14 protein-coding genes and 2 tRNA genes are annotated in these 20838 nt (G+C 60.6%); 10 read left to right on the top strand and 6 right to left on the bottom strand.

From position 1 onward, the window contains the following. Positions 1-54 precede the first annotated feature (54 nt). A complete protein-coding gene (locus tag FPL22_RS14785) occupies positions 55-1449 on the top strand; it encodes a C39 family peptidase (protein WP_144353757.1) in 1395 nt (464 codons plus the stop codon). Here the strand turns inward: FPL22_RS14785 and FPL22_RS14780 are convergent. Further along, positions 1419-1946 (bottom strand): hypothetical protein, encoded by a 528-nt coding sequence (locus FPL22_RS14780; RefSeq protein ID WP_144353756.1) that lies wholly within the window; start codon positions 1944-1946, stop codon positions 1419-1421. The genes FPL22_RS14785 and FPL22_RS14780 overlap by 31 nt on opposite strands. Positions 1947-2226: 280 nt before the next feature. On the opposite strand from FPL22_RS14780, the gene secA reads away from it, so the two are divergent. Further along, positions 2227-5205, top strand: coding sequence for a preprotein translocase subunit SecA (gene secA / locus FPL22_RS14775; protein WP_144353755.1), 2979 nt, complete (start codon positions 2227-2229; stop codon positions 5203-5205). A gap of 47 nt (positions 5206-5252) precedes the next feature. Here the strand turns inward: secA and FPL22_RS14770 are convergent, their stop codons facing one another. Beyond that, a complete protein-coding gene (locus FPL22_RS14770) occupies positions 5253-6563 on the bottom strand; it encodes a hemolysin family protein (protein WP_144353754.1) in 1311 nt (436 codons plus the stop codon). Then, the gene (locus tag FPL22_RS14765) at positions 6560-7627 is read right to left on the bottom strand and encodes a TerC family protein (RefSeq protein ID WP_144353753.1); all 1068 of its coding nucleotides are present in this window, start codon (positions 7625-7627) and stop codon (positions 6560-6562) included. Before FPL22_RS14765 ends, FPL22_RS14770 begins: the two co-directional genes overlap by 4 nt. A gap of 158 nt (positions 7628-7785) precedes the next feature. Here FPL22_RS14765 and lnt point away from each other — a divergent pair, with 158 nt between their 5' ends. Continuing rightward, on the top strand, positions 7786-9495 hold the full coding sequence (lnt, locus tag FPL22_RS14760; protein WP_144353752.1) for an apolipoprotein N-acyltransferase: 1710 nt from the start codon (positions 7786-7788) through the stop codon (positions 9493-9495). A 186-nt stretch (positions 9496-9681) separates the two neighbouring features. Here lnt and FPL22_RS14755 read toward each other — a convergent pair. Further along, positions 9682-9758, bottom strand: a tRNA-Met gene (locus FPL22_RS14755). 219 nt (positions 9759-9977) lie between these two features. On the opposite strand from FPL22_RS14755, the gene rpsB reads away from it, so the two are divergent. From rpsB to FPL22_RS14735, 4 genes are all read left to right on the top strand, one after another. Then, positions 9978-10868, top strand: coding sequence for a 30S ribosomal protein S2 (gene rpsB / locus FPL22_RS14750; protein WP_144353751.1), 891 nt, complete (start codon positions 9978-9980; stop codon positions 10866-10868). Between the two features lie 21 nt (positions 10869-10889). Beyond that, a complete protein-coding gene (gene tsf / locus FPL22_RS14745; protein WP_144353750.1) occupies positions 10890-11483 on the top strand; it encodes a translation elongation factor Ts in 594 nt (197 codons plus the stop codon). 84 nt (positions 11484-11567) lie between these two features. After that, positions 11568-11993, top strand: a complete 426-nt coding sequence (locus tag FPL22_RS14740; RefSeq protein WP_238991429.1) for a TFIIB-type zinc ribbon-containing protein — start codon at positions 11568-11570, stop codon at positions 11991-11993. A 94-nt stretch (positions 11994-12087) separates the two neighbouring features. Further along, positions 12088-12175, top strand: a tRNA-Ser gene (locus FPL22_RS14735). 37 nt (positions 12176-12212) lie between these two features. Here FPL22_RS14735 and FPL22_RS14730 read toward each other — a convergent pair. Both FPL22_RS14730 and FPL22_RS14725 read right to left on the bottom strand, forming a co-directional pair. Continuing rightward, positions 12213-14423: a WD40/YVTN/BNR-like repeat-containing protein gene (locus FPL22_RS14730; protein WP_144353749.1), complete on the bottom strand. Its 2211-nt coding sequence runs from the start codon at positions 14421-14423 to the stop codon at positions 12213-12215. A 120-nt stretch (positions 14424-14543) separates the two neighbouring features. Next, on the bottom strand, positions 14544-16421 hold the full coding sequence (locus tag FPL22_RS14725; RefSeq protein WP_144353748.1) for a substrate-binding domain-containing protein: 1878 nt from the start codon (positions 16419-16421) through the stop codon (positions 14544-14546). Positions 16422-16787: 366 nt separating this feature from the next. Here FPL22_RS14725 and FPL22_RS14720 point away from each other — a divergent pair, with 366 nt between their 5' ends. From FPL22_RS14720 to FPL22_RS14710, 3 genes are all read left to right on the top strand, one after another. Then, the gene (locus FPL22_RS14720; RefSeq protein WP_144353747.1) at positions 16788-17405 is read left to right on the top strand and encodes a hypothetical protein; all 618 of its coding nucleotides are present in this window, start codon (positions 16788-16790) and stop codon (positions 17403-17405) included. Between the two features lie 75 nt (positions 17406-17480). Beyond that, positions 17481-19502, top strand: coding sequence for a sialate O-acetylesterase (locus tag FPL22_RS14715; protein WP_144353746.1), 2022 nt, complete (start codon positions 17481-17483; stop codon positions 19500-19502). 27 nt (positions 19503-19529) lie between these two features. Continuing rightward, the gene (locus FPL22_RS14710) at positions 19530-20543 is read left to right on the top strand and encodes a zinc-dependent alcohol dehydrogenase (RefSeq protein WP_144353745.1); all 1014 of its coding nucleotides are present in this window, start codon (positions 19530-19532) and stop codon (positions 20541-20543) included. Positions 20544-20838: the final 295 nt, after the last annotated feature.

Genomic DNA, 20838 nt, shown 5'->3' with positions numbered 1-20838 from the left:
CGTTCCCTTTCCGGTTTTCTCCGGAAAAGGTAACGGGAAAGCCGCCAGCGAACCATGCCCCGCCTTCACCCCGTTTTCATCTTGTGCCTTCTGTGCGCCGCATCACTCGACGCGCGCACGTGGACTGACAACCAGGGCCGCAGTCTTGAAGCCGACTACGTGAGCGCCACCCCGGCCGAGATCACGTTGCGCCGCGGCTCCGACGGACGAACCTTCACGCTGCCGCTCGCCAGCCTCTCCTCAGCCGACCGCACGTTCGTCGCCGAACAGCTGGCTCCCGTCGCCGCGAATTTTAGCGAACTCAATACGCTCCTCGGCCTCGAACTGCTGGCTGACTCCACACTCTGGGACGATGAACCGGCCCTGGCCGCCCGCCGCCTCCGGCTTCCGCTTGAGGGCAAAACTGATCGGTTCGAGGGTTACCGCGCCTACCCGCGCACCCCGCTTTCGATGCTCGGCGCCGAGTCGCACATGATCTCGTTGCAGGCCGCCGACGGCCGCATCACCGCCCTCACGATTCAGTTTACCAATCGCGGCGACTATTCCGTCTTCTCCCATCGCGATCCGCAATGGCCGACGACGAAGCAGGAAATCCAGGACTTCGAACAAGCCCTGAAAAAGGACTTCGAGACGATCACCGCCGCGCTCACCGCCAAACTCGGCGAACCCAAACGCGAGATCGCCCTCGGCGGACTCGATCCCGGCCGCCGCTCCCTGCGCTGGGAATCGGGCGCGCATGCCCTCATCGCGAACTACGACGAGGCCCAGATGGTTTCATTGAAAATCAGGCCGGTGGATCGCGCCGCCAACGCCCGTCTCGCCGACGATCAGGTCCGCCGCATGTTTAAAGAGCGCATCACCCGCCGACCGAATGGCGACGTCATCCTCGATCAGATCCCGATGGTGAACCAGGGGCCGAAGGGCTACTGCGTGCCCGCCACGTTTGAGCGTTACCTGCGCTACGCCGGCATCCCCGCTGATATGTATGAACTCGCCGCCAGTGGCGGCACCCAGTTCGGCGGCGGCAGCAACTTCAGCACGATGACCCGCGGACTGGATCGTTTTGTGCGCCGACAGGGCCGCCGGCTCGAACAGATTTCACTGAAACTCACCGTCACCGCCATCGCACGCTACATCGACGAGGGCCGTCCCGTCATCTGGGGACTTTATTCGACCGAGCCGTTCAACGCCCTGGCCGACGCCAACACCGAGGCCCGCAAAGATCATTCAACACTTGCGCCGGCCAAACCAGTCCTCACTCCGGCCGAGCTCGCCGAATTCAAACCCACCCCGGAAACCGCCCACGCCTGCCTGATCATCGGCTACAACCGGGCCACCGGCGAGATCGCCGTATCCGACTCTTGGGGACCGCGGTTTCGTGAACGCTGGGTGCCCGCCACCGTCGCACAAAAAATCACTCAGGACGAATATTGGGTGCTCGCCTGGTGACCCGTTACCAAGGTGGCCGAAGCCACCTCAAACGGCGTGCTGCTCCCCTTTTCAACGGACAAATCCGCGGAAGCGCCGGCGGCCTTGCGCGGCAATGTTTCCTTGATAAGCGCCTTCAAACGCGTCGTCGAAACCCGCAGGCACAGCTTGCGGCGCAAAAATCCCCGATTGGCCGGGTGTTCGTTGAAACGCTCGGCCTCCGTCACGAAATCACGCATCCGGGTGAGCCGCTCCACCCCGTAAATCAGATCAAAATCCGCCGCAAAGTGGTTCTGGTTGATCAGCGGCAGGAGCCACTTGAAAAGACGCGTCCGGCGATAAATGCACATCCGGAAAACCTCTCGGGCGAACTGCTCAGGAGGAATGTTGTATCTGGCGCAAAAACACTCCGAAAACGTGGGGTTGCTCATTGGAGTAAGTGACGGCGCGAATGTGTAAAAAGTTTTACATTTTCGCCAACTTTTCGTCCGCACATTCCATGCGTTAAAAATAAGCATCTATAAACAAAGTGCTTATGATTTATAATATTTTACACTTACCTCCATTCCTAGGGCTATCGAAGCCCTATCTTTAATCAAACACCCGCGGCCGGTAGGCTCATTTTATCGCCCGGAATCGCTTCCCTGCGTCCCCAAGTCATCGCGTCAGGTTAACCACTCCGAAGCCGATTCGAGCCGGACTACATCCAATTCGGTTTTTGGTTCCACGCCAACTCTGCGCAACCTGCAATTTTGTCATTTGCCAAGACCCCTGTCCGGCCTACGGTCTTGCCTCTTCATGCTTTCCTTTCTCTTCAAGCGTTTTGCCGGCCGCCACTACAAGAAGTTCCTTGAGAAGGCCCGGCCCATCGTCGCCCGCGTAAACGAGTTTGAGCAATCCTACCAGAAGCTCAGTGACGACCAGCTCCGCGCCAAGACCGATGAGTTCCGCGCCCGCTTGAAGGCCGGCGAGACGCTCGAGCAGATCTTGCCCGAGGCTTTCGCCACCGTGAAAAACGCCGCCCGCCGCCTCGTCGGCACCCGCGCCCTCGTCTGCGGCCACGAGCTCGAATGGAACATGGTTCACTTCGACGTCCAGCTCATCGGCGGCTACGCCATCCACTCCGGCAAGATCGCCGAAATGGCCACCGGCGAAGGTAAAACCCTCGTCTCCACGCTCCCGCTTTATCTCAACGCCCTCACCGGCCGGAACACCCAGCTCGTCACGGTCAACGACTACCTCGCCCGTCGTGACTCCGAGTGGATGGGCCACCTCTTCGGCTTCCTCGGCCTCACCACCGGTTGTATCCAACAATCCATGCCGTCCGACCTCCGTCGCGAGATGTATGGCCGCGACATCACCTACGGCACCGCCTCCGAATTCGGCTTCGACTACCTCCGCGACAACGGCATGGCCACGCGCAAGGACGACCAGGTTCAACGTGACTACTGGTTTTGCATCGTGGACGAAATCGACTCCATCCTCGTCGATGAAGCCCGCACGCCGCTGATCATTTCCGGCCCCGCCCCCATCGAGCGCGAACAGCCTTTCACCAAGCTCAAGCCCGGCATCGACGCCCTCGTCAATGAGCAGATCCGCCTGTGCAATCGCATGGCCGGCGACGCCAAGGCCGTCCTTGAAAAAGCCGACGCCACCCCCGACGAGCGCAAAGCCGCCGCGCTCAAACTTCTCCAGGTCAAGATCGGCCACCCGAAGAACAAGCAGCTGCTCCGTCTCATGGAGACGCCCGATCTCCGCAAGCTGCTCGACAAAACCGAGACCGACATGAACAGCGACTTCCAGAAGACGGAACTCTACCGTCTCAAGGAGGAGCTCTTCTACTCCATCGACGAGCGCCAGCACCAGGCCGACCTCAGCGAAATCGGCCGCACCCGCCTGCGTCCTGATAACCCCGACGCCTTCGTCCTCCCCGACCTCGCCACCGAGTTCAGCGAGCTCGAACGCCGCGCCGATCTCACTCCCGAACAGCGCGAAGAAATCAAGGCCAAGTCGCAGAACAATTACTCCGAGGTTTCTGAGGAAATCCATGCGATCTCCCAGCTCCTCCGCGCCTATTCGCTCTACGAAAAAGACGTCGAATACGTCGTCGCCGAGGGCAAGGTCATGATCGTCGATGAGAACACCGGCCGCGTCATGCCGGGCCGCCGTTGGTCCGACGGTCTCCACCAGGCCGTCGAGGCCAAGGAAAACGTCAACATCGAGCGCGAGACCCGCACTTACGCCACGGTCACGATTCAGAACTATTTCCGTCTCTACGAAAAACTCGCGGGCATGACCGGCACTGCCGAGACCGAGGCCATCGAATTCAACGACATTTACGGGCTTTCCGTTCAGGTCATCCCGACCAACAAGGACTGCATCCGCATCGATCGTAACGACTCCATTTTCAAAACCCGTCGCGACAAGTTCAACGCCGTCGTCGCCGAGATCGAAGCCGCCAACAAGCGCGGCCAGCCCGTGCTCGTCGGCACCGTGTCTGTCGAGTCCTCCGAAGTCCTCTCCCGCATGCTGAAGCGCGCCGGTGTCATCCACACCGTGCTCAACGCCAAGTATCACGAGCAGGAAGCCGAGATCGTCACCCGCGCCGGCCAGCGCGGCAGCGTCACCATCGCGACCAACATGGCCGGCCGCGGCACCGACATTAAACTCGGCGAGGGCGTCCGTGAACTCGGCGGCCTCTACGTCATCGGCACCGAGCGCCACGAATCCCGTCGCGTTGACCGCCAGCTTCGCGGCCGTTGCTCGCGTCAGGGCGACCCCGGTCTCACCAAGTTCTTCCTCTCCCTCGAAGACACGCTCATGCGCCTCTTCCTCCAGGGCAACCTGGCCTCGCGCCTCATGGAAGGCTCTATGAAAGACGGCGAAGAGCTCGAGCATCCGTGGCTCAACCGCTCCATCGAGAGCGCCCAGAAAAAGGTCGAGCAGCAGAACTTCGGCCAGCGCAAGCGCCTCCTCCAATACGACGACGTGCTCAACCAGCAGCGCGAGGTCATCTACGGCATCCGCAACGCCGCCATTCACGCCGACCGCCCCAAGAGCATCATCCTCGAGCAGATCGCCGAGGAAGTGGACAGCCGCCTTGAGAGCGCCGGCATCACCGGCCGCGCCACCGCCAGCCAGTCCGCGATCGACAGCTTTGTCGGCTGGGTCAACGCCACCTTCCCCATCGGTCTCAAGTCCGAGGAACTCAGCGGCGACAGCATCGAGGCGCTCACCGCCCTCGTCGTCGAACGCGTGCGCCAGGCCTATGAGGTAAAGGAGTCCGTCGAGATTCCCGAGGCCCTCGGCTCGCTTGAGCGTTATGTCATCATCAACGCCATCGACCACCACTGGCAGGAACATCTCACCGAGATGGAAGAACTGCGCCGCGCCATCGGTCTGCGCAGCTACGGCCAGACCGATCCGCTCGTCGCCTACAAGGGCGAGGCGTTCAAGTATTTCCAGGAGATGATGGCCAACGTCCGCCTTCAGATCTGCACCGGTCTGTTCCGCAATGCATCCAATCTCGATGTGTTCGAAAACATGCTGGCGCTCCTGAGCCGCGGTGCCAAGGCCGTCGGCCCCGCCGATGCGCCCGCGGCTCCCCAGATCACGACCACCATCACGACCAGCGGCGGCCCCGCCCCCGAGGCCGAAGTCCAGAAGGAGATCGAACTCCCGAAGGTCACCATCCGCCGCGAAGCACCAAAGGTCGGCCGCAATGACCCCTGCCCGTGCGGCAGCGGCAAGAAGTTCAAGAACTGCCACGGACAATAACCCGTCCGCCCGCAGCAGGCCGGTCGCCATCCAGCGACCGGCCTTTTTTATGTCGCAGGCGGCAGTTTCGCCAGCAGCAGCTTGTCCACGCGGTGGCGGTCCATGTCGACCACTTCGAACTTCCAGCCGCCCCAGGAGATAGACTCGCTCTCGACCGGAATATGGCCGAGGCGATCCAACACAAAGCCGCCCACGGTCTCATAATCATCGTCCTCCTCGCCCGGCAGCGCGCCGAACGAGAACAGGCGCTTGAACTCATCGACATCCATCGCGCCGTCCACGAGCCAGGAACCATCGTCACGTTGCACCGCACCCGGCGTGCGACGGTCGCCCGGCTCCGGCAGGTCGCCCACGATGGCCTCCATGACATCGATCAGCGTAACCACACCTTGGATACTCCCGAACTCGTCGGTCACGAGTGCGAGGTGCTTGCCCGACTTCTTGTAGCTTTCCAGCAACTGCACCGCATTGATCGTCTGCGGAACGTAGAGCGGTTGCGTAAGGTGGTCGCGCAACCGGTTTTTCAAGCCAATTGCTGAGTTCGCCCACAGTGCCTTCACCGCCACCATGCCGAGCACGTGGTCACGCGTGCCTTCATACACGGGAAACAGCGAGTGCCCGCTCGCGACGATTTTGCGCCAGTTCACCTCGTCGGCATCATCGACGTCGAGCCACACAATCTTCGTGCGGCGCGTCATGATTTCCGTCACCGGTTTTTCATCGAGGCGCAGCACGCCCTCGACCATCGCCTGCTCCGCCTGATGAAAAACGCCCGCCGTCGTGCCTTGCTCGATCAGGTGGGTGATCTCCTCTTCGGAGGGCGGCGCGTCTTTTTCCTGTCCGAGGCCAAACAGCTTCAACACGCCATTCGTCGAGTGCGTGAGCAGCCATACAAACGGCAACGCGAGGCGTGACAGCGCGTTCATGGGCGCCGCCACCAGCATCGCTTTGCCCTCGGGGTTGTTCAGACCGATGCGCTTCGGCACCAGCTCGCCGATAATGAGCGAGAGATAAGTGATCGCTCCCACCACCACCGTGATGGCGATGCCCTCGGCATACGCCGACAACGCGGGAATCTCACCTGCAAGCCACACCGCCAGCTTGCCCGACAACCGCACACCGCCAAACGCACCCGCCAGAATGCCCACCAGCGTGATGCCGATCTGCACCGTCGAGAGAAACCGCGTGGGTTCCTCGGCCAGCGCCAGCGCAGCCTTGGCGCGGATCGAGCCCTCGTCGGCCATTTTTTTAAGCCGTGCCTTGCGCGAGGACACCACGGCGATTTCCGCCATGGCGAACACGCCATTCAAAAGGAGCAGTCCGAAAATGATCAGTATTTCCGTTAAAACCGCACTCATCCGTGGGTGGAATGTTCAGCCTCGGCCGCCTTCGGGAAGACCAGCGAAAGCACGACGGACGCCACCAACACACCGCCGATGATGCCCAGCGACCAGGTCACGGGGAATTTATTGTTAGGGAAGAGCGAGCTCAGCCACACCATCTTCAAGCCCACAAACACGAGGATGATGCCGAGTCCGTATTTCAAGAAGTGGAATTTATGCATGACGCTGATCAGCAGAAAAAATAGCGCGCGCAGACCGAGGATCGCGAAAATATTGGACGTGAAAACAATCAACGGCTCACGGGTGATCGCGAAGATCGCCGGCACCGAATCCACCGCGAACACGATGTCGGTCAGCTCGATGAACACCACGCACACCAGCAATGGCGTGCCGTAGAGAATGCCTTCTTTGCGCAGGAAAAACTTCTGCCCCTCCATCTCGGGAGTGATGGGGATAAACTTCCGCAGTAGTTTTATGAACGGATTCTTCTCCGGCTCGATCGGCTTTTCGTCCGAGAAGAAAATCTTGATGCCCGTAAAAATCAGGAACGCGCCAAACACCCACAGCACCCAGTGGAATTGAATGAGAGCCGCGCCGATGGTGATGAAGATCGTTCGGAAAACCAGCGCACCGATAATGCCGAAGAACAGCACGCGGTGCTGATACATTTTCGGCACGCCGAAATAGCTGAACACCACGATGAACACGAAAATATTGTCCACCGAGAGAGACTTCTCGACGACGAAGCCCGTGAGGAACTCCAGCGCGGTCTGATTGGCGAGCTTACCCGCCTCCACCGCGATGGCGGCGGCATCCGTGATGCCTTGGGCCGCGAGCACTTCCAGCAGCGGCGGATAATGAGGCAGTTTCCACTGCGCATAATGCCAGAAACCAAAGCAAAAAAGCATCGCCAGCGAAATCCAGGCGACACTCCAGCCCGCCGCTTCCTTGACGGTGACTTCATGGGCGGACTTGTGAAAGACGCCCAGGTCGAGTGCCAGCATACCCAGCACAAACAGCGTAAACAACCCGTAGAACCACCAATAGTCGGCGAACGGGAAAAGGATGAGATTTTGCATAAACGAAAGCGCGATGAAACCCACCCTCCTGTCCTCGCACAAGGGAACTCCCGTGGAAAACCCCCACCTCGTTTCCACTCACGATAACCAGCGCGCGGCCACCCCGAGAAGGCTCGCTTGCACGCCACCCGCCGCGTGGCACAGTCTCAAGTTTCACCGTGGCCGACGACTTTCCGCTTTCCGATATTAACGACGCATCCTACGACCAGCCTCCCGCGTGGTGGCAGCGTCACGCGAACCTGCTGTGGTCGGCCGGTGTGTTCATCGCCACCGTCGTGCTCACGGTCTTGGCCTTCCCGCCTTCGCGCACCCCCGAGTTTGCCTACGCCTTTGCTGTGCCGGCTTTGTTTTGGGCTTATCTGCGTCCGTCCTTTCGTCTCTACGCATGGACCGTGCTGGGCGCGCAAGCCGTCGCCTGGACGATCCTGTTCGGCTGGTTGCACAACGTTACCATCGGTGGACTTGTGCTGCTCGGTCCATTTATTGGTGCATGGATCGGCTCCTGGTTTCTGGCGGCGCGCTGGGCGCTCCCACGCATGATCGGACAATCCACCTCCACGCGACTGCTGGTTATGTTTGGCCTCGCCGGACTCTGGGTCGTCGGCGAGTGGACGCGCACTTGGGTTCTCAGTGGTTTTCCTTGGATGCCTCTCGCCGCCACGCAATGGCAGCGCATGACCATCCTGCAAATCGCCGCGTTCACCGGCGCCGGCGGCGTGTCGTTTGTTTTGATCGCTATGAATCTCGGCTTCACGGCCTACGCCCATCGTCTCATCCGCGAGGGTCGCCACGGCCTGGGTAAACGCTCGCAGGAATTCTTTGCCGCGATGTTCCTGCTGGTCATCTGCGTAGCCACGCAACTTCAGGAAACCTTTAACCGCCGGCAGTTCACCGTTCCGCTGGGTCGCATTGCGTTTGTGCAGCCTTACATCGCGCAAGACATCAAATGGGACAACACCAAGGGCCCCGCCATCCTTGAGGTCTTGGAAACCCTCACGCTCGCCGCGAGCGCCACCAAGCCCGACCTCATTCTCTGGCCCGAGGCCACCACGCCGTGGGCCGTCAAGGGTGACCCGGAAATGCGCGCCTGGGTTGAAACCTTGGTCAACCGCGCCGGTGCCCCACTCGTGCTCGGCTCAATCGCGCGCCAACCCTCCGCGAGCGATCCTACGCAGGAAGACTGGCTCAACGCCGTGTTCGTGGTGGATCCCGTGAACGGCCTGCAACCGCATTTCTACGCGAAACGAAAACTCGTGCCTTTCGGCGAATACGTTCCGTTGCGTCCCCTGCTCGGCTGGCTCGGCAAGTTCGTGCCGATCGGCGGAGATTTTCTCCGCGGCACCGATCCCGCCCCGCTCCAGGTTTCCGTGCATGATCGTCCGCTCGCCGTGGGCGCGCTGCTTTGCTACGAGGACATCTTCCCGCATCTCTCACGCGAAAGCGTCCAAGCCGGCGCGGACTTGCTCGTGGTAAACACCAACAACGGTTGGTTCGGCGAAGGCGGCGCGGCTTATCAACACGCCTCCAATGCCGTGCTCCGCGCCGTCGAGACACGACGCCCCTTGCTTCGTTGCGGCAATGGCGGCTGGAGCGGCTGGGTCGACGAATTCGGCAGCATCCGCGCCGTGCTCACCCGTGACCGCGTCACCGGCGAGATCTCCACCGAAAACACGAAAACCACCGAGACGGGCACCGTGTATTTCCGCGGCACGCAGACGGTTTCCGTCACCGCCGACGCCCGTTGGATAGGCAAACAAAGTTTCTATGTGCGCCACGGCGATTGGTTCATCCTCGCCTGCGCATTACTCGCCGCCGGCGGCTTCGCATTAATCCGAACCGTCCCGCCCGCCAAACCCAGTTCTTCTTGATCCCGCAGCAGAAAAATCAGCCGCAGAAACATAAAAACGCTAGCATCCTTATCACCGCATTCTGAAAACTACGTGATTCAGGTCCCTCGCTCCCTGTGTTTTTCTTAGTGGAACAGATACTTGGAACGCTCAACGCATAACTCGCCCACAAAAAAGCCCTCCCGTGTTACGGAAGGGCTTCAAAATTGGGTGCAGGGGTTGGATTCGAACCAACGACCTTCAGGTTATGAGCCTGACGAGCTACCGGGCTGCTCCACCCTGCAATAAGTGGGAGGGCGAGAACATGGTTTTGCGACCCTCTCTGTCAACGGCCATTTTGCAATATTCCCGATTCTCCGCTTGCCAGCCCCTTCCCCGCCCTCTGTGCTCTTCCATTCCTTCACCCAATTCCGGGCGTGGGAAACAACCACCACAACACTCATCTCGATCGCAAGGCGGCCCATTGGCCGACCTGTGTTTCAAAGATACATAGATCAAACCACATGAACGTCTCACCTAAAGACCTCCTTGATGCCGGCGTCCACTTCGGCCACCAGACCCGCCGTTGGAATCCCCGCTCCAAGCCCTACATTTTCGACCACCGCCAGGGCATCACCATCATCGACCTCGGCAAGACCCACGAGCTCCTCCAGAAGGCCTACTCCTTCCTCGAAGAGACCGTCGCCGGCGGCGGCAACGTGCTCTTCGTCGGCACCAAGCGCCAGGCCCAGGAAATCGTCCGCGAGGCGGCCATCGCCACCCACCAGCCTTTCGCTGTTGACCGTTGGCTCGGCGGCACCCTCACCAATTTCGCCACCGTCAAGAAATCCATCGCGAAGTTCAAAAAGTTCCAGCAGCAGGAATCCTCCGGCGAACTCGCCAAGCTCTCCTCCAAGGAAGAGTCCGCGATCAAGCGCGAGATGGTCCGCATGAACAAGAATTTCGCGGGCATCATGGAGATGAACAATCTCCCGTCCGCCGTGTTCGTCCTCGACGCCAACCACGAAGCCATCGCCGTTGCCGAGGCCAAGCGCCTCAACATCCCCTGCGTCGGTCTCGTTGACACCAACTCCGACCCCACCCAGCTCGCCTACCCGATCCCGGGCAACGACGACGCCGTGAAGTCCATCCGCATCATCGTCGACACCGTTGTCGAGGCCATCCAGAACGGCCTCGCCCAGCGCGACAGCCGCCGCAACACCCGCGGTCAGGCCGACCTCCGCGCCGTTTCCGCCTCGATGGCCGCCTCCGCTGGCGCCGTCAACGAAGCCGGCGAAGTTGACCTCTCCAAGGTTGAGCTGCCCACCGGTGGCGAAGTCGCCGAAGCCGACGCCTCCGCGAAGAAGAAGACCACCGCCGCCCCTCGCAAGAAGGTCGCCGCCCCCAAGGAATAATCCACCCCCGATCCTGATTTAATGAGCACCGCAATCACCGCCACCCAAGTCAACGACCTGCGCGCCCAGACGGGCGCCGGCCTCATGGACTGCAAGCGCGCGCTAGTTGAGACCAACGGCGACATCGAAGCAGCCATCACCATCCTCCGCAAGAAGGGTGCCGCCTCGGCTGCCAAACGCGCCGACCGCGAAGCCAAGGAAGGTCTCATCGAGAGCTACATCCACGTCGGCGGCAAAGTGGGCGTCATCATTGAAGTCAACTGCGAGACCGACTTCGTCGCCCGCAATGACGACTTCAAGGATCTCGTCCGCAACCTCGGCATGCACATCGCCGCCGCGAACCCGCTCTACGTCACCCGTGACCAGGTTCCCGAGGCCGATCTGGCCGCCGAACGCGACATCGCCTCCGCCCAGGTCGCCGGCAAGCCGCCCGCCGCCGTGCAGAAGATCGTCGAAGGCAAGATCGAGAAGTTCTACTCGACCATCGTCCTCCTCGATCAGCCCTACGTGAAGGTCCCCGAGAAATCCATCAAGGAGATCCTCACCGAGGCCATCGCCAAGACCGGCGAGAACATCCAGGTGCGCCGCTTCACGCGCTACCAGCTCGGTTCGTAATACGAGACGCAAGTCGCGCTTCACATCAAAGGCACGCCGTTTTCCGGCGTGCCTTTTTTATTTCCCAAACGAACACTCCCGCCTGTGTCCGAGCACCCTTCCATCAAAGTCACCAAAGGTCAGATCTTCACCCGTGGAATCACCCACCGCTGCCCCAACTGCGGGTCGCGAAAACTGTTCAAGGAAGGCTCGCTGTTCGAACTGAACCCCGAGTGCCCCGACTGCGGACTGAAGATTGAGCGCGATGAAGGATTTTTTCTCGGCTCCATGTCGCTGAATTACGGCGTCACCATTCTCGGATTTTTACTACCGGTGCTGATTCTTTATCTCGTCGGCGTATTTTCCGGCCTGACTGCCGCGATCATCGCCGGAGTGGGTGCGATCGGGTTTCCGATCTTGTTTTACCGCTCCTCCCGCAGCTGGTGGTTGATGAGCTATTATTTCTTCCTGCCGCACCACCTGCCCGCCAACCGGGGTGAAATCGCGGCGGGCCAGGACGAAAACCTCTGAGCGGCGCGAAGAGTCCGCCGGCATACGAAGCAGCCGACAACTTTCGGCTTCCGTTTTGTGAACGGACTTCTACGTTCGCCGCTCCACACACACCGGAGAGGTGGCAGAGTGGTCGATCGCGCCGCACTCGAAATGCGGTGTTCCGAAAGGAACCGGGGGTTCGAATCCCTCCCTCTCCGCCAGTGGTTGATTTTTGCAAGCGGGCGTTTCAAACGCAGTTTATTTTTCGCCGCTGGTTGTGACGGCGCCGTAGGAAAACCCGGCTCCCGCGAAACCGACGTAGACTTTGCCAAAGACGTCTTTGTCGCCATCGAGTCCGTCGATCCAGTCGAAGATTCCCAGCGGATACGTGCCGATTTTATCCCACGTCTTGCCTTCATCCGTGGATCGGAAAATCCCCGTCTCGCCGCGCATCACGCCCGCGACATACACCGAGGGATAACCTCCCGGTTTCTGCGATTTGCCGAGTCCGACATTGAACGCCTTTTCCACGCCCGGCGCGGCACGCCAGGTGGCTCCACCATCCGTCGAATGCCACAGCCCCGCCCCGATTCCTTCGGCAAACCACAAGTCGCCCGCCTTGCCCGGCGTGGATTTCAAGATGCTGTTGTAACGCATTGAAACAGGATTCCCGACTCTCGCGAAATTCGCGCCGCCATCCGTCGAGCGATAGACGCCTTCTTTCGGCAGATAAAAATAAAACGTATCCGCCAACACACGATCCGCGCACAACGGTTTCTGCGGAGAGGGATGCGAATTGAATCCGGTCTTTGCCGGTCCGCCAAACGACGATTGCTTCCACGTCACGCCGCAATCCGTCGTGTAATACGGCATCTTTTCGTGCGCCGGTGACCACACGATTTTATCGGTGCTGTTCGCCGAAACCGCGATCACGCCGTATTCCAATTCCTTCGGCGCCGTCCCGTTTTCCAACGCCTCAAACCGCGTCCACGTGCGACCACCATCCGTCGAGTAACCACTGGAATTCGCCTTGGGCACGAAGTCGAGATGACTGCGGAATACACCCACCACGAACTTCGGATCCGCTGCACACCAGTCGAGCGCCCAAGCCGACATGAAGCCGGGCTGCGAACGCACGGCCGTGTAGGTATCCACATCCTCAAAATAAAACGCGCCGAGATCCCACATGGCAGCGACCGGTTTTCCACCGGGCGGCGCGATCACGTCATTGCCGCACATCTCCTCGATTCCCTCGCTCGCCGAGTGCCATTCGATCTGCGGCGTCCTCAGGTCTTTCGCCCACCACACGCCAAACCCTTCAGCAAACCACAGCTTGCCCGGTTCAAATGGATCGAACGCGATCTCGCCCACGCTAAGCCAGTAGTTGGCCTGCACGCCCTGCCATTGCACGTTCGGGCTCGTGAGCTGGAAGGTGTGGTAATCCCAAGTTGCCCCTTGATCTTTGGAAACAAAAACCTTTCCGCCATTGCGCATCACGACCACATGCCGCGCGTCGTTCGGATCAACTGCTAGATCCGCATACGACTGGCTGCCGCCTTCTTTTCCCGTCGGCGTGATATCCGTCCACACGCCGGCGCGTGAATATTTCCAGACAGCCCCCGTCGCGCCCTTGTCGTTGTCGTAGGCGACAAAATAAGTCCCGTCGGGTCCGATTTCCGCATCACGCGGACGCCCCGCAGTGGCTGGGCCTGCATCCGAAATCTTGCGCCATGTTTCGCCGGCATCCGCGCTCCGGTAAATCCCCTCTCCGTCCACAGTCGCATAGAGCACCTTGGTTTTTGATCCGCGATTCGAGGGATCGCGGTCGAAGACCACCGTGTTAACGCCGTGATTGGGCGCGCCCGTCGGCAGGCCAGCGACTCGCGTCCAGGAAACACCCGCATCCCGTGTCGTCCACAGGCCGTCCGACATCGACCCGTAATAGACCACGTCACTGTTGAGCGGATCGACCGCCAATCGCTCGCCTTCCTGCCGGCCTTCACCGTTCGGCTCCATCGCCACTTTCTTTTCTCCAAAATTGGTGGGCGTCCAGGTGTCGCCGCGATTGACGCTCTTGTAGATGTTGCCCTCCGCCACGCCGTAGGGCTTCCCCGCAAACGCCATGTAGGCGATGTCGGGCTTGCTCGGCGCGCTCACTAAACTGTCCACGCCACTGTATTTCCCGTAGGCGACCGATCCCGAGGGCATGCTACTTGCCGTGACCACCTGCCGCCACGAAGACGTCGCCGCTTCCCAACGATACGCACCCGAGACATCGGTTCGCACATACCGCACATCTTTATGCGTAGGGTTGATATCCAGACCCGTCACCCACCCGCCGCCGCCAATCTTCATCGGCTTCCACGTGTAGTCGGCACTGACATCCGCACCATGCACGACGGACAGGCCTGACAACACACTCAAAGCCGCAGCCATCCATACAGTCCAATCGGGGATCATTGGTTTCATAAAAATAAAAACTGACCAGGCGAACCGACGCCGACGAGGCTCGCCCACAAAATATCGTTTCGTTTTCTAAAACTCTCAGATTTTTGTTCGAAAATTTAGCGAACTCGCGGGCCCTTCATGTCACTCATCACGCTTTCTCACAATCGACATGGCCAACAACCCCAAGGTCGTCGGCTGGGTGGGATCCGACGTGATCTCTAAATGCGTGATCTTCAACTTCGGAAAAGGATTCCGCCACTCAAGCGTGTAAAGATACGCGTAGCGTTGAATGACGCCGTCCTCCTGTTCGGCAACGATGGGCGCCTGCCGCGCCGCCGTAAAATCGTGGTGCGGAAAATCAGGCCACCAGTCCTGGATATTCGCCTTCTGTAAATCGCGCTGAAACTGGACCGCGTCCGAATCATGCGGAGGAAGTCCAAGTGCAATCAACGGCACGCTGCCCAGCTGCTTCTTTCCCGCATAAAACGTGTAGGTCGCGAAATTCGCCAGATATCGCGTGTAACCGCACCCATGCAAAAAATAGACTGCATCCGCATGCGTTCCGATCGGTATCTTAAGACGCGAAGGTAAACCGCGGGCGCTGCCCGTTTCATTTGTTGCCGAGTGAAAAACAATCGCGCCACGATCCGTGCGCGCCGGTCCGCCCAACACATTAAACGGCACTCCGTGGATCAGATGCCGGCCTTCCGTCAGATGAGGAAGCGGCAGGTCGCCGAGCCATCCCTTCCGGTAATGCAGGCTCCGGTTCATGTAGGGAGTCAGATCGATTGCCGTGAAACGCGACGCCTCCGTGGTGATCACCAGCCCATAAGGACGCTTTAACAGTTCCCTGAACGTTTGCTTCAGCTCAGTGGGGTTAACAACCGGACTGCCAAAGGAAATGGCCGTGGACGCTTCCGTGACCTTGTGTTTTTTCGGCGGCACAAACGAGGCCGTCGGAGCCGTGGACTGCCGCAGGAGCAAATGCGCGTCCATGCGCAAACACGGGAAGGGAGGCAGCAATCCCGCGATGTGTTTTCTACGTGCCAGCCGCTGGCCCAGTCGAAATGCGATTTCATGCATCGCCGCAAAATCAAATGCCACCGCGCTGATCGGCGGTGTCACCGTTGCCAGTAACGGCAAGTCACCCAGGCAAATCACTGAAATATCCTCCGGCACCCGTCGCTTAACGCGCGTCAGCTCCTCCACCAAATGTGCCGCGACCGCCTCATAAACGGAATACACAATCACCGCAGTCACGCTTTTCCACTCACCCGTGAGCTTCTTAACGAAGGCGCGCACATCTTCGCGATCATCATCGTAGAAGGCCATGCGCTTGGCCATCTCACGCCCGCCTTTCTGACGCGCCAATGACAACCACATGTCATGAATCTCAATCGAAACCGATGCGCGCGGAGCAATCGTCAGTAACGCCACGTCTTCATGCCCCAGCGATCGCAGATGGGAAAACGCCATCTCAAGCGCACCCGTAAAATCCGCCTGAACACACGGAATTTTACCCGCCTGCTGCCGGATGCTGATCGCGGGAACCCCATGTGCGAGCAACCGCTCCATGCCCAAGGCCCAGGACGAAACCGAGAAACCGTGCGGGGCGTCGAACAACACGCACTCCGTGGACGGCACATCAAGCGCCTGCATGTGCCCCAGCGCCGTATCCACCGACTCGTAGGGATGAATGCGCAGATCCATCTCCAGTTCCTTCGCCAGCTTCCGATAACTCTTAAGATGAATGGAACGTCGTCCCAAAATCAGGTCGCACGTGAACGCGGTGAACACCCGCGTAGCCTGCCCGGCATAATACAATTTATAGCCTTCGCGCTGCACCAGGCCTTCCGCAATCAGGCGGCCCATCGCGCGGTTCACCGCGTTATGTTTGAGACCGAGTTGCCGGCCCAGCAAACGCTCCGAGGGCAGACGTGCGCCCGGCTTGAATTTCGATCCGTCCAACCATTCGCGCAGAACAAGAATCGCGTCGGACACTACATTTCCAGGGGGCATGGACTGATGTCTCAAACCTTCCTTGGCCGCGCCCACAAGCCTTTTACCGGTTTTGCGGCGTATCCAAAATTTGCGGGCATCGATGCCGGGCCGGCGGGAATGCCAGACAACCGCTTCACGCGCATCGAGATTGCGCCCCTCGTCACCGCCACAGCCGGACTACTCGCTTCCGCAGATTTGTTCGAACGATTGAACGAGAATGGAAACACCCAGCCTACTCCACGCTATCCTTGCATTGGCCCCCGCCCTAGAAAAAGCCCGTCAGTCTCCTACCTCCTTATCCGGTGCCAGCGCGCCCGGTCGTTCGATGCCGCATCCGGCGTTGAGCTGATACCGGCAACCGTCACCTCCCTTAATTTTTATCCCATGAAAACCGTCACCCATCGCCTGCGCTCCCTCCTGCTATCCGTCGTCGTCATCGCCTTGCTTCCTTTGGGTGCGATGGCCGAAGGCAAACTTGCTGTGTTCTCACCGAAAGATGGATTCGCCGATGGCTGGAAAGCCTCCGCCTGGAGCGGCCCGACCACCGGAGAAATCCCCGGCACCGAGAAGGGCACCTCGATTCTGCAGGTGAGCGTATCCGCCGACACCAAGCCTTACGCCGGACTCATCCTTACCTCTACCGCCGGCAGCGGCTTCGCCCTCTCGGAAAAAGCCCTCAAGTCCGGCGAGGTCTTGATCAATCTCAAGCCCGGTAAAACCGCCTTGGGCGCCGCCGCCACCGTCGCCCAGCCCCTGCAACTCGCGCTCACCTTCCTCACCAAGACCGGCGAGACGGTGCATGGCGGCTTCAGCACCATGGCCAACGTCCTCGAGACTTCCCCCGCCTCCGGCTCGCAGTTGGTTAAGATCGCCGTCGCCAATTCATTGACCGGCCTGAAGGTGACGCCCGACCAGCTCGCCAGCATTTCCGGTGTCCGCTTTCAATACGCCGGCGAAGCCCTCGCCGGCTTCTTGATCATCGATTGCGTCATCAAGGAATAAACCGCCTGCAGAATCTGTCATCCTCGAGGCAGGGATGCGTCCCTGCCTCTGCACCAGCCGTTAAACTTTACCCCTATGCGCCTGCCCCGTTTCCTTGCCCTGCTCGCCGTTCCCGCTGCACTGACCTCGACCGCTTTTGCCGATGTCACGTTGCCGGCGATTTTCTCTGACCACGCGGTGCTGCAAAAATCCGCCAAGGTCCCCGTCTGGGGTCGCGGAGAACCGGGCGAAAAAATCTCCGTCACCCTTGGCTCCGCCAAGGCAAGCGCCACCACGGGTGACACGGGACGTTGGGAAGCCATGCTCGATCTCAGCCGCAGCGGACCCGGGCCGTTCAGCCTCGTCGTGCAGGGCAAGAACACGCTGACCATTGCCGACGTCGTTGTCGGCGAAGTGTGGCTCGCCTCCGGCCAGTCCAACATGGAGTGGACGCTCAAAAGCACCAACAACGCCGCCGCCGAAATCGCCGCCTCGGCCAATCCGCTCCTCCGCATTTTCACCGTCACCAAGAACGAGTCCGCCACCCCGATCACCGGCTTCAATGGCAAATGGGTTCTGGCCTCGCCCGAGACGTCAGCCGGCCTCACCGCCGTCGGTTATTACTTCGGCAAAAATGTTCAGCGCGCGCTCAAGGCCCCTGTCGGCGTCATTCATTCTTCGTGGGGCGGCACCCCCGTCGAAACCTGGACCAGCAAAGAAGCTCTCGACTCCGATCCCGAGTTGAAAGCCGGTGCCGAAAAAGCCGAATCCGATCTCCGCACCTATTCACGCCGCCTTCGCACCTACGTGCTCGGCTACCCCGACTGGTTGGAGACCACCGGTCGCAAAGATCATCCTTACTCGGGTGTTCCGTCCTCAGCCGACGGTTGGAAGCCCGCCGTCATTCCCGGCAAGCTCGGCGCCCCGGGCGCGATCTGGCTCCGCCGCACCGTGCAGGTATCGCCCGAACAAGCCGGCAAGAACCTGAGCATTTCATTGAGCGAATGGCAGCGCGGCACCGACGAGGTTTACTGGAACGGCACGCTCGTCAGCTCTACTTCGCTTGAACAAGCGGCCAAGACGCGTGGCGACCGCCGTCACACGATTCCCGCCGCGCAGGTCACCGCCGGCGAAGCGGTGATCGCCATCCGTATCTTCAACGCCTCCGGTGATGTTCACGTTCCCGCAGCCATCAACCTCGGCAAACTCCAGGCCGGTGCCGGCGGTTGGGAACAGAAAACCGAGTTCGCCCTGCCCGCTCTTTCGGAAGCCGAAAAAGCCACGATGCCCGTGAATCCCGGCTCCGAGCCGTGGTCATGGCAGGGCCCGAGTCGTCTCTACAACTCGATGATTCACCCGCTCATTCCTTACGCGCTCAAAGGCGTCGTCTGGTATCAGGGCGAGAGCAACGTCGGCCGCGCCTACCAGTATCGCACCGCCTTCCCGCTCCTCATCAAAGACTGGCGCACGCGCTGGGGTCAGGGCGATTTCCCGTTCCTGTTCTGCCAGCTCGCCAACATGACCGGCAAGCAACCGATGCCGGGCGATGCCAACTGGGCCGAGTTGCGCGAATCCCAATCCCTCACCCTCGCCGTGGCCAACACCGGCCAGGCCGTGCTCATCGACGTCGGTGATGCCAACAACGTTCACCCGCAGAACAAAGCCGACGTCGGCGCCCGCCTCGCCGCCATCGCCCTCGCACAAACCTACGGCCAGTCCGTCCCGTTTTCCGGCCCCGTTTTCCAAGCCGCAAAAATCGACGGCGGCAAAATCCGCCTCGCCTTCAAGCAGACCGACGGCGGCCTTGTCGCGAAGGCGCTGCCTGCGACTTACAGCGTGGACTCGGCGACCGGCGCAACGGCTCCAATCGTGCGCAACAACCCCGGAGCGCTCGAAGGTTTCGCCATCTGCGGCGCCGATCGCAAGTGGGTCTGGGCCGAGGCGAAAATCGAGGGCAACCAAGTCATTGTTTCATCCGCACAGGTGACGGCCCCCGTCGCCGTGCGCTACGCCTGGGCCGGTAACCCGACGTGCAACCTCTACAACGGCGCCGGCTTCCCCGCATCGCCGTTCCGCACCGACGATTTCCCGATCACGAGCCAGACCACCCGTTACTGAGCAACGCCAGCCCCCTTTTTTCCTCCCATGAATAAGACCTCCTTCCGCGTCATGTTTCCCGAAGCCGGCCGTGCCGAGCTTCAGTCGTTCCCGATGCCTGAAATCGTCAAGCCGACCGATATCATCATCGAGACCGAATACAGCATCGTCAGCGCCGGCACCGAGCTGGCCTGCCGCGCCGGCATCGAAGGTTGGGCTCCCCTGCCGCACTGCCCCGGCTACGGCTCGGTCGGTCGCGTGATAGCCCATGGTCCCGAAGCCAAAAATGTGAGCATCGGTCAGCGCGTGCTCACCTTCGGCAAACACGCCAAGCACACCTACACCGACCACATGGCCGTTCCTGTTCCCGAGGGTCTGGATCCTGTCAAAGCCGTCTTCGCACGCATGGCCGCCATCTCCATCGCCGCCTCGCGCGTCTCCGAAGCCGAGCTCGGCGATTTCGTCGCCGTGATCGGTCTCGGTCTCGTCGGCAATCTCTCCGCCCAACTCTTCGGCCTGGCCGGTTGCGAAGTCATCGCCATCGACCCGTCGCCCCGCCGTCGCGAACAAGCCAAAGCCTGCGGCATCCCGCACGTGCTCGCCGGCGGCTCCGACTTGAAGGAGCAGGTTGCCGCGATCACGGGTGGTCGCATGTGCGCTGCCGTCATCGAAGCCACCGGACTTTCCGCCGTCGCCCTAGACTCCGCCCCCAAAGTCGCGGGCGTCCAGAGCGAGATCGTTCTGCTGGGCAGCCCACGCGCACCCTACACCGCCGAGGTCACCGCTTTCCTGAGTGGCATCCACCTCGCCCTCGGAGCCGCCGCCGTGAAAGGCGCGCTTGAATGGCGTTTCCCCACCCTCGCCCATCCGCAAGGCCTCTACAAACACTCGATCGAAAACAACATTCAACAGCTCCTCCGCCTGCTCTCGCGCAACAAGCTCAGCATCGATCCGCTGCTCACGCACCTCGCAAGCCCGGCCGACTGCCACGCCGTTTACGAAGGCCTCGCCACGCAAAAGGAAGTCTACACCGGCGCCGTGTTCGACTGGTCGAAGGTCTGAATGCAGGCGCGGCTTTAAGCCGCGATTCCAATAAACGCCGCGAGCTATGACGCACCAAAAACGGCTCCTTGTTTCCAAAAACCTCATCACCCCACAAACGCCGGAATCATCCCCCACCCCACCTGCGCAGGCCGTCCAGCCGCAACCGGCCTGCGCAGATTGTTTAAACGAATCCCTCAAGAAATTTTTTGTCCTCGGAGAATAACCTGACACTCCGCTCCTCCGCAGGACAGTGTCTGCCCATACCCCGTTTTTAGTCAGGTTCACACCTTGGCCAGAAACCCCGCCCCACTTT

Source organism: Rariglobus hedericola, assembly GCF_007559335.1.
GTDB classification, from domain to species: domain Bacteria; phylum Verrucomicrobiota; class Verrucomicrobiia; order Opitutales; family Opitutaceae; genus Rariglobus; species Rariglobus hedericola.
This window is presented reverse-complemented; position numbering and strand designations above follow the sequence as displayed.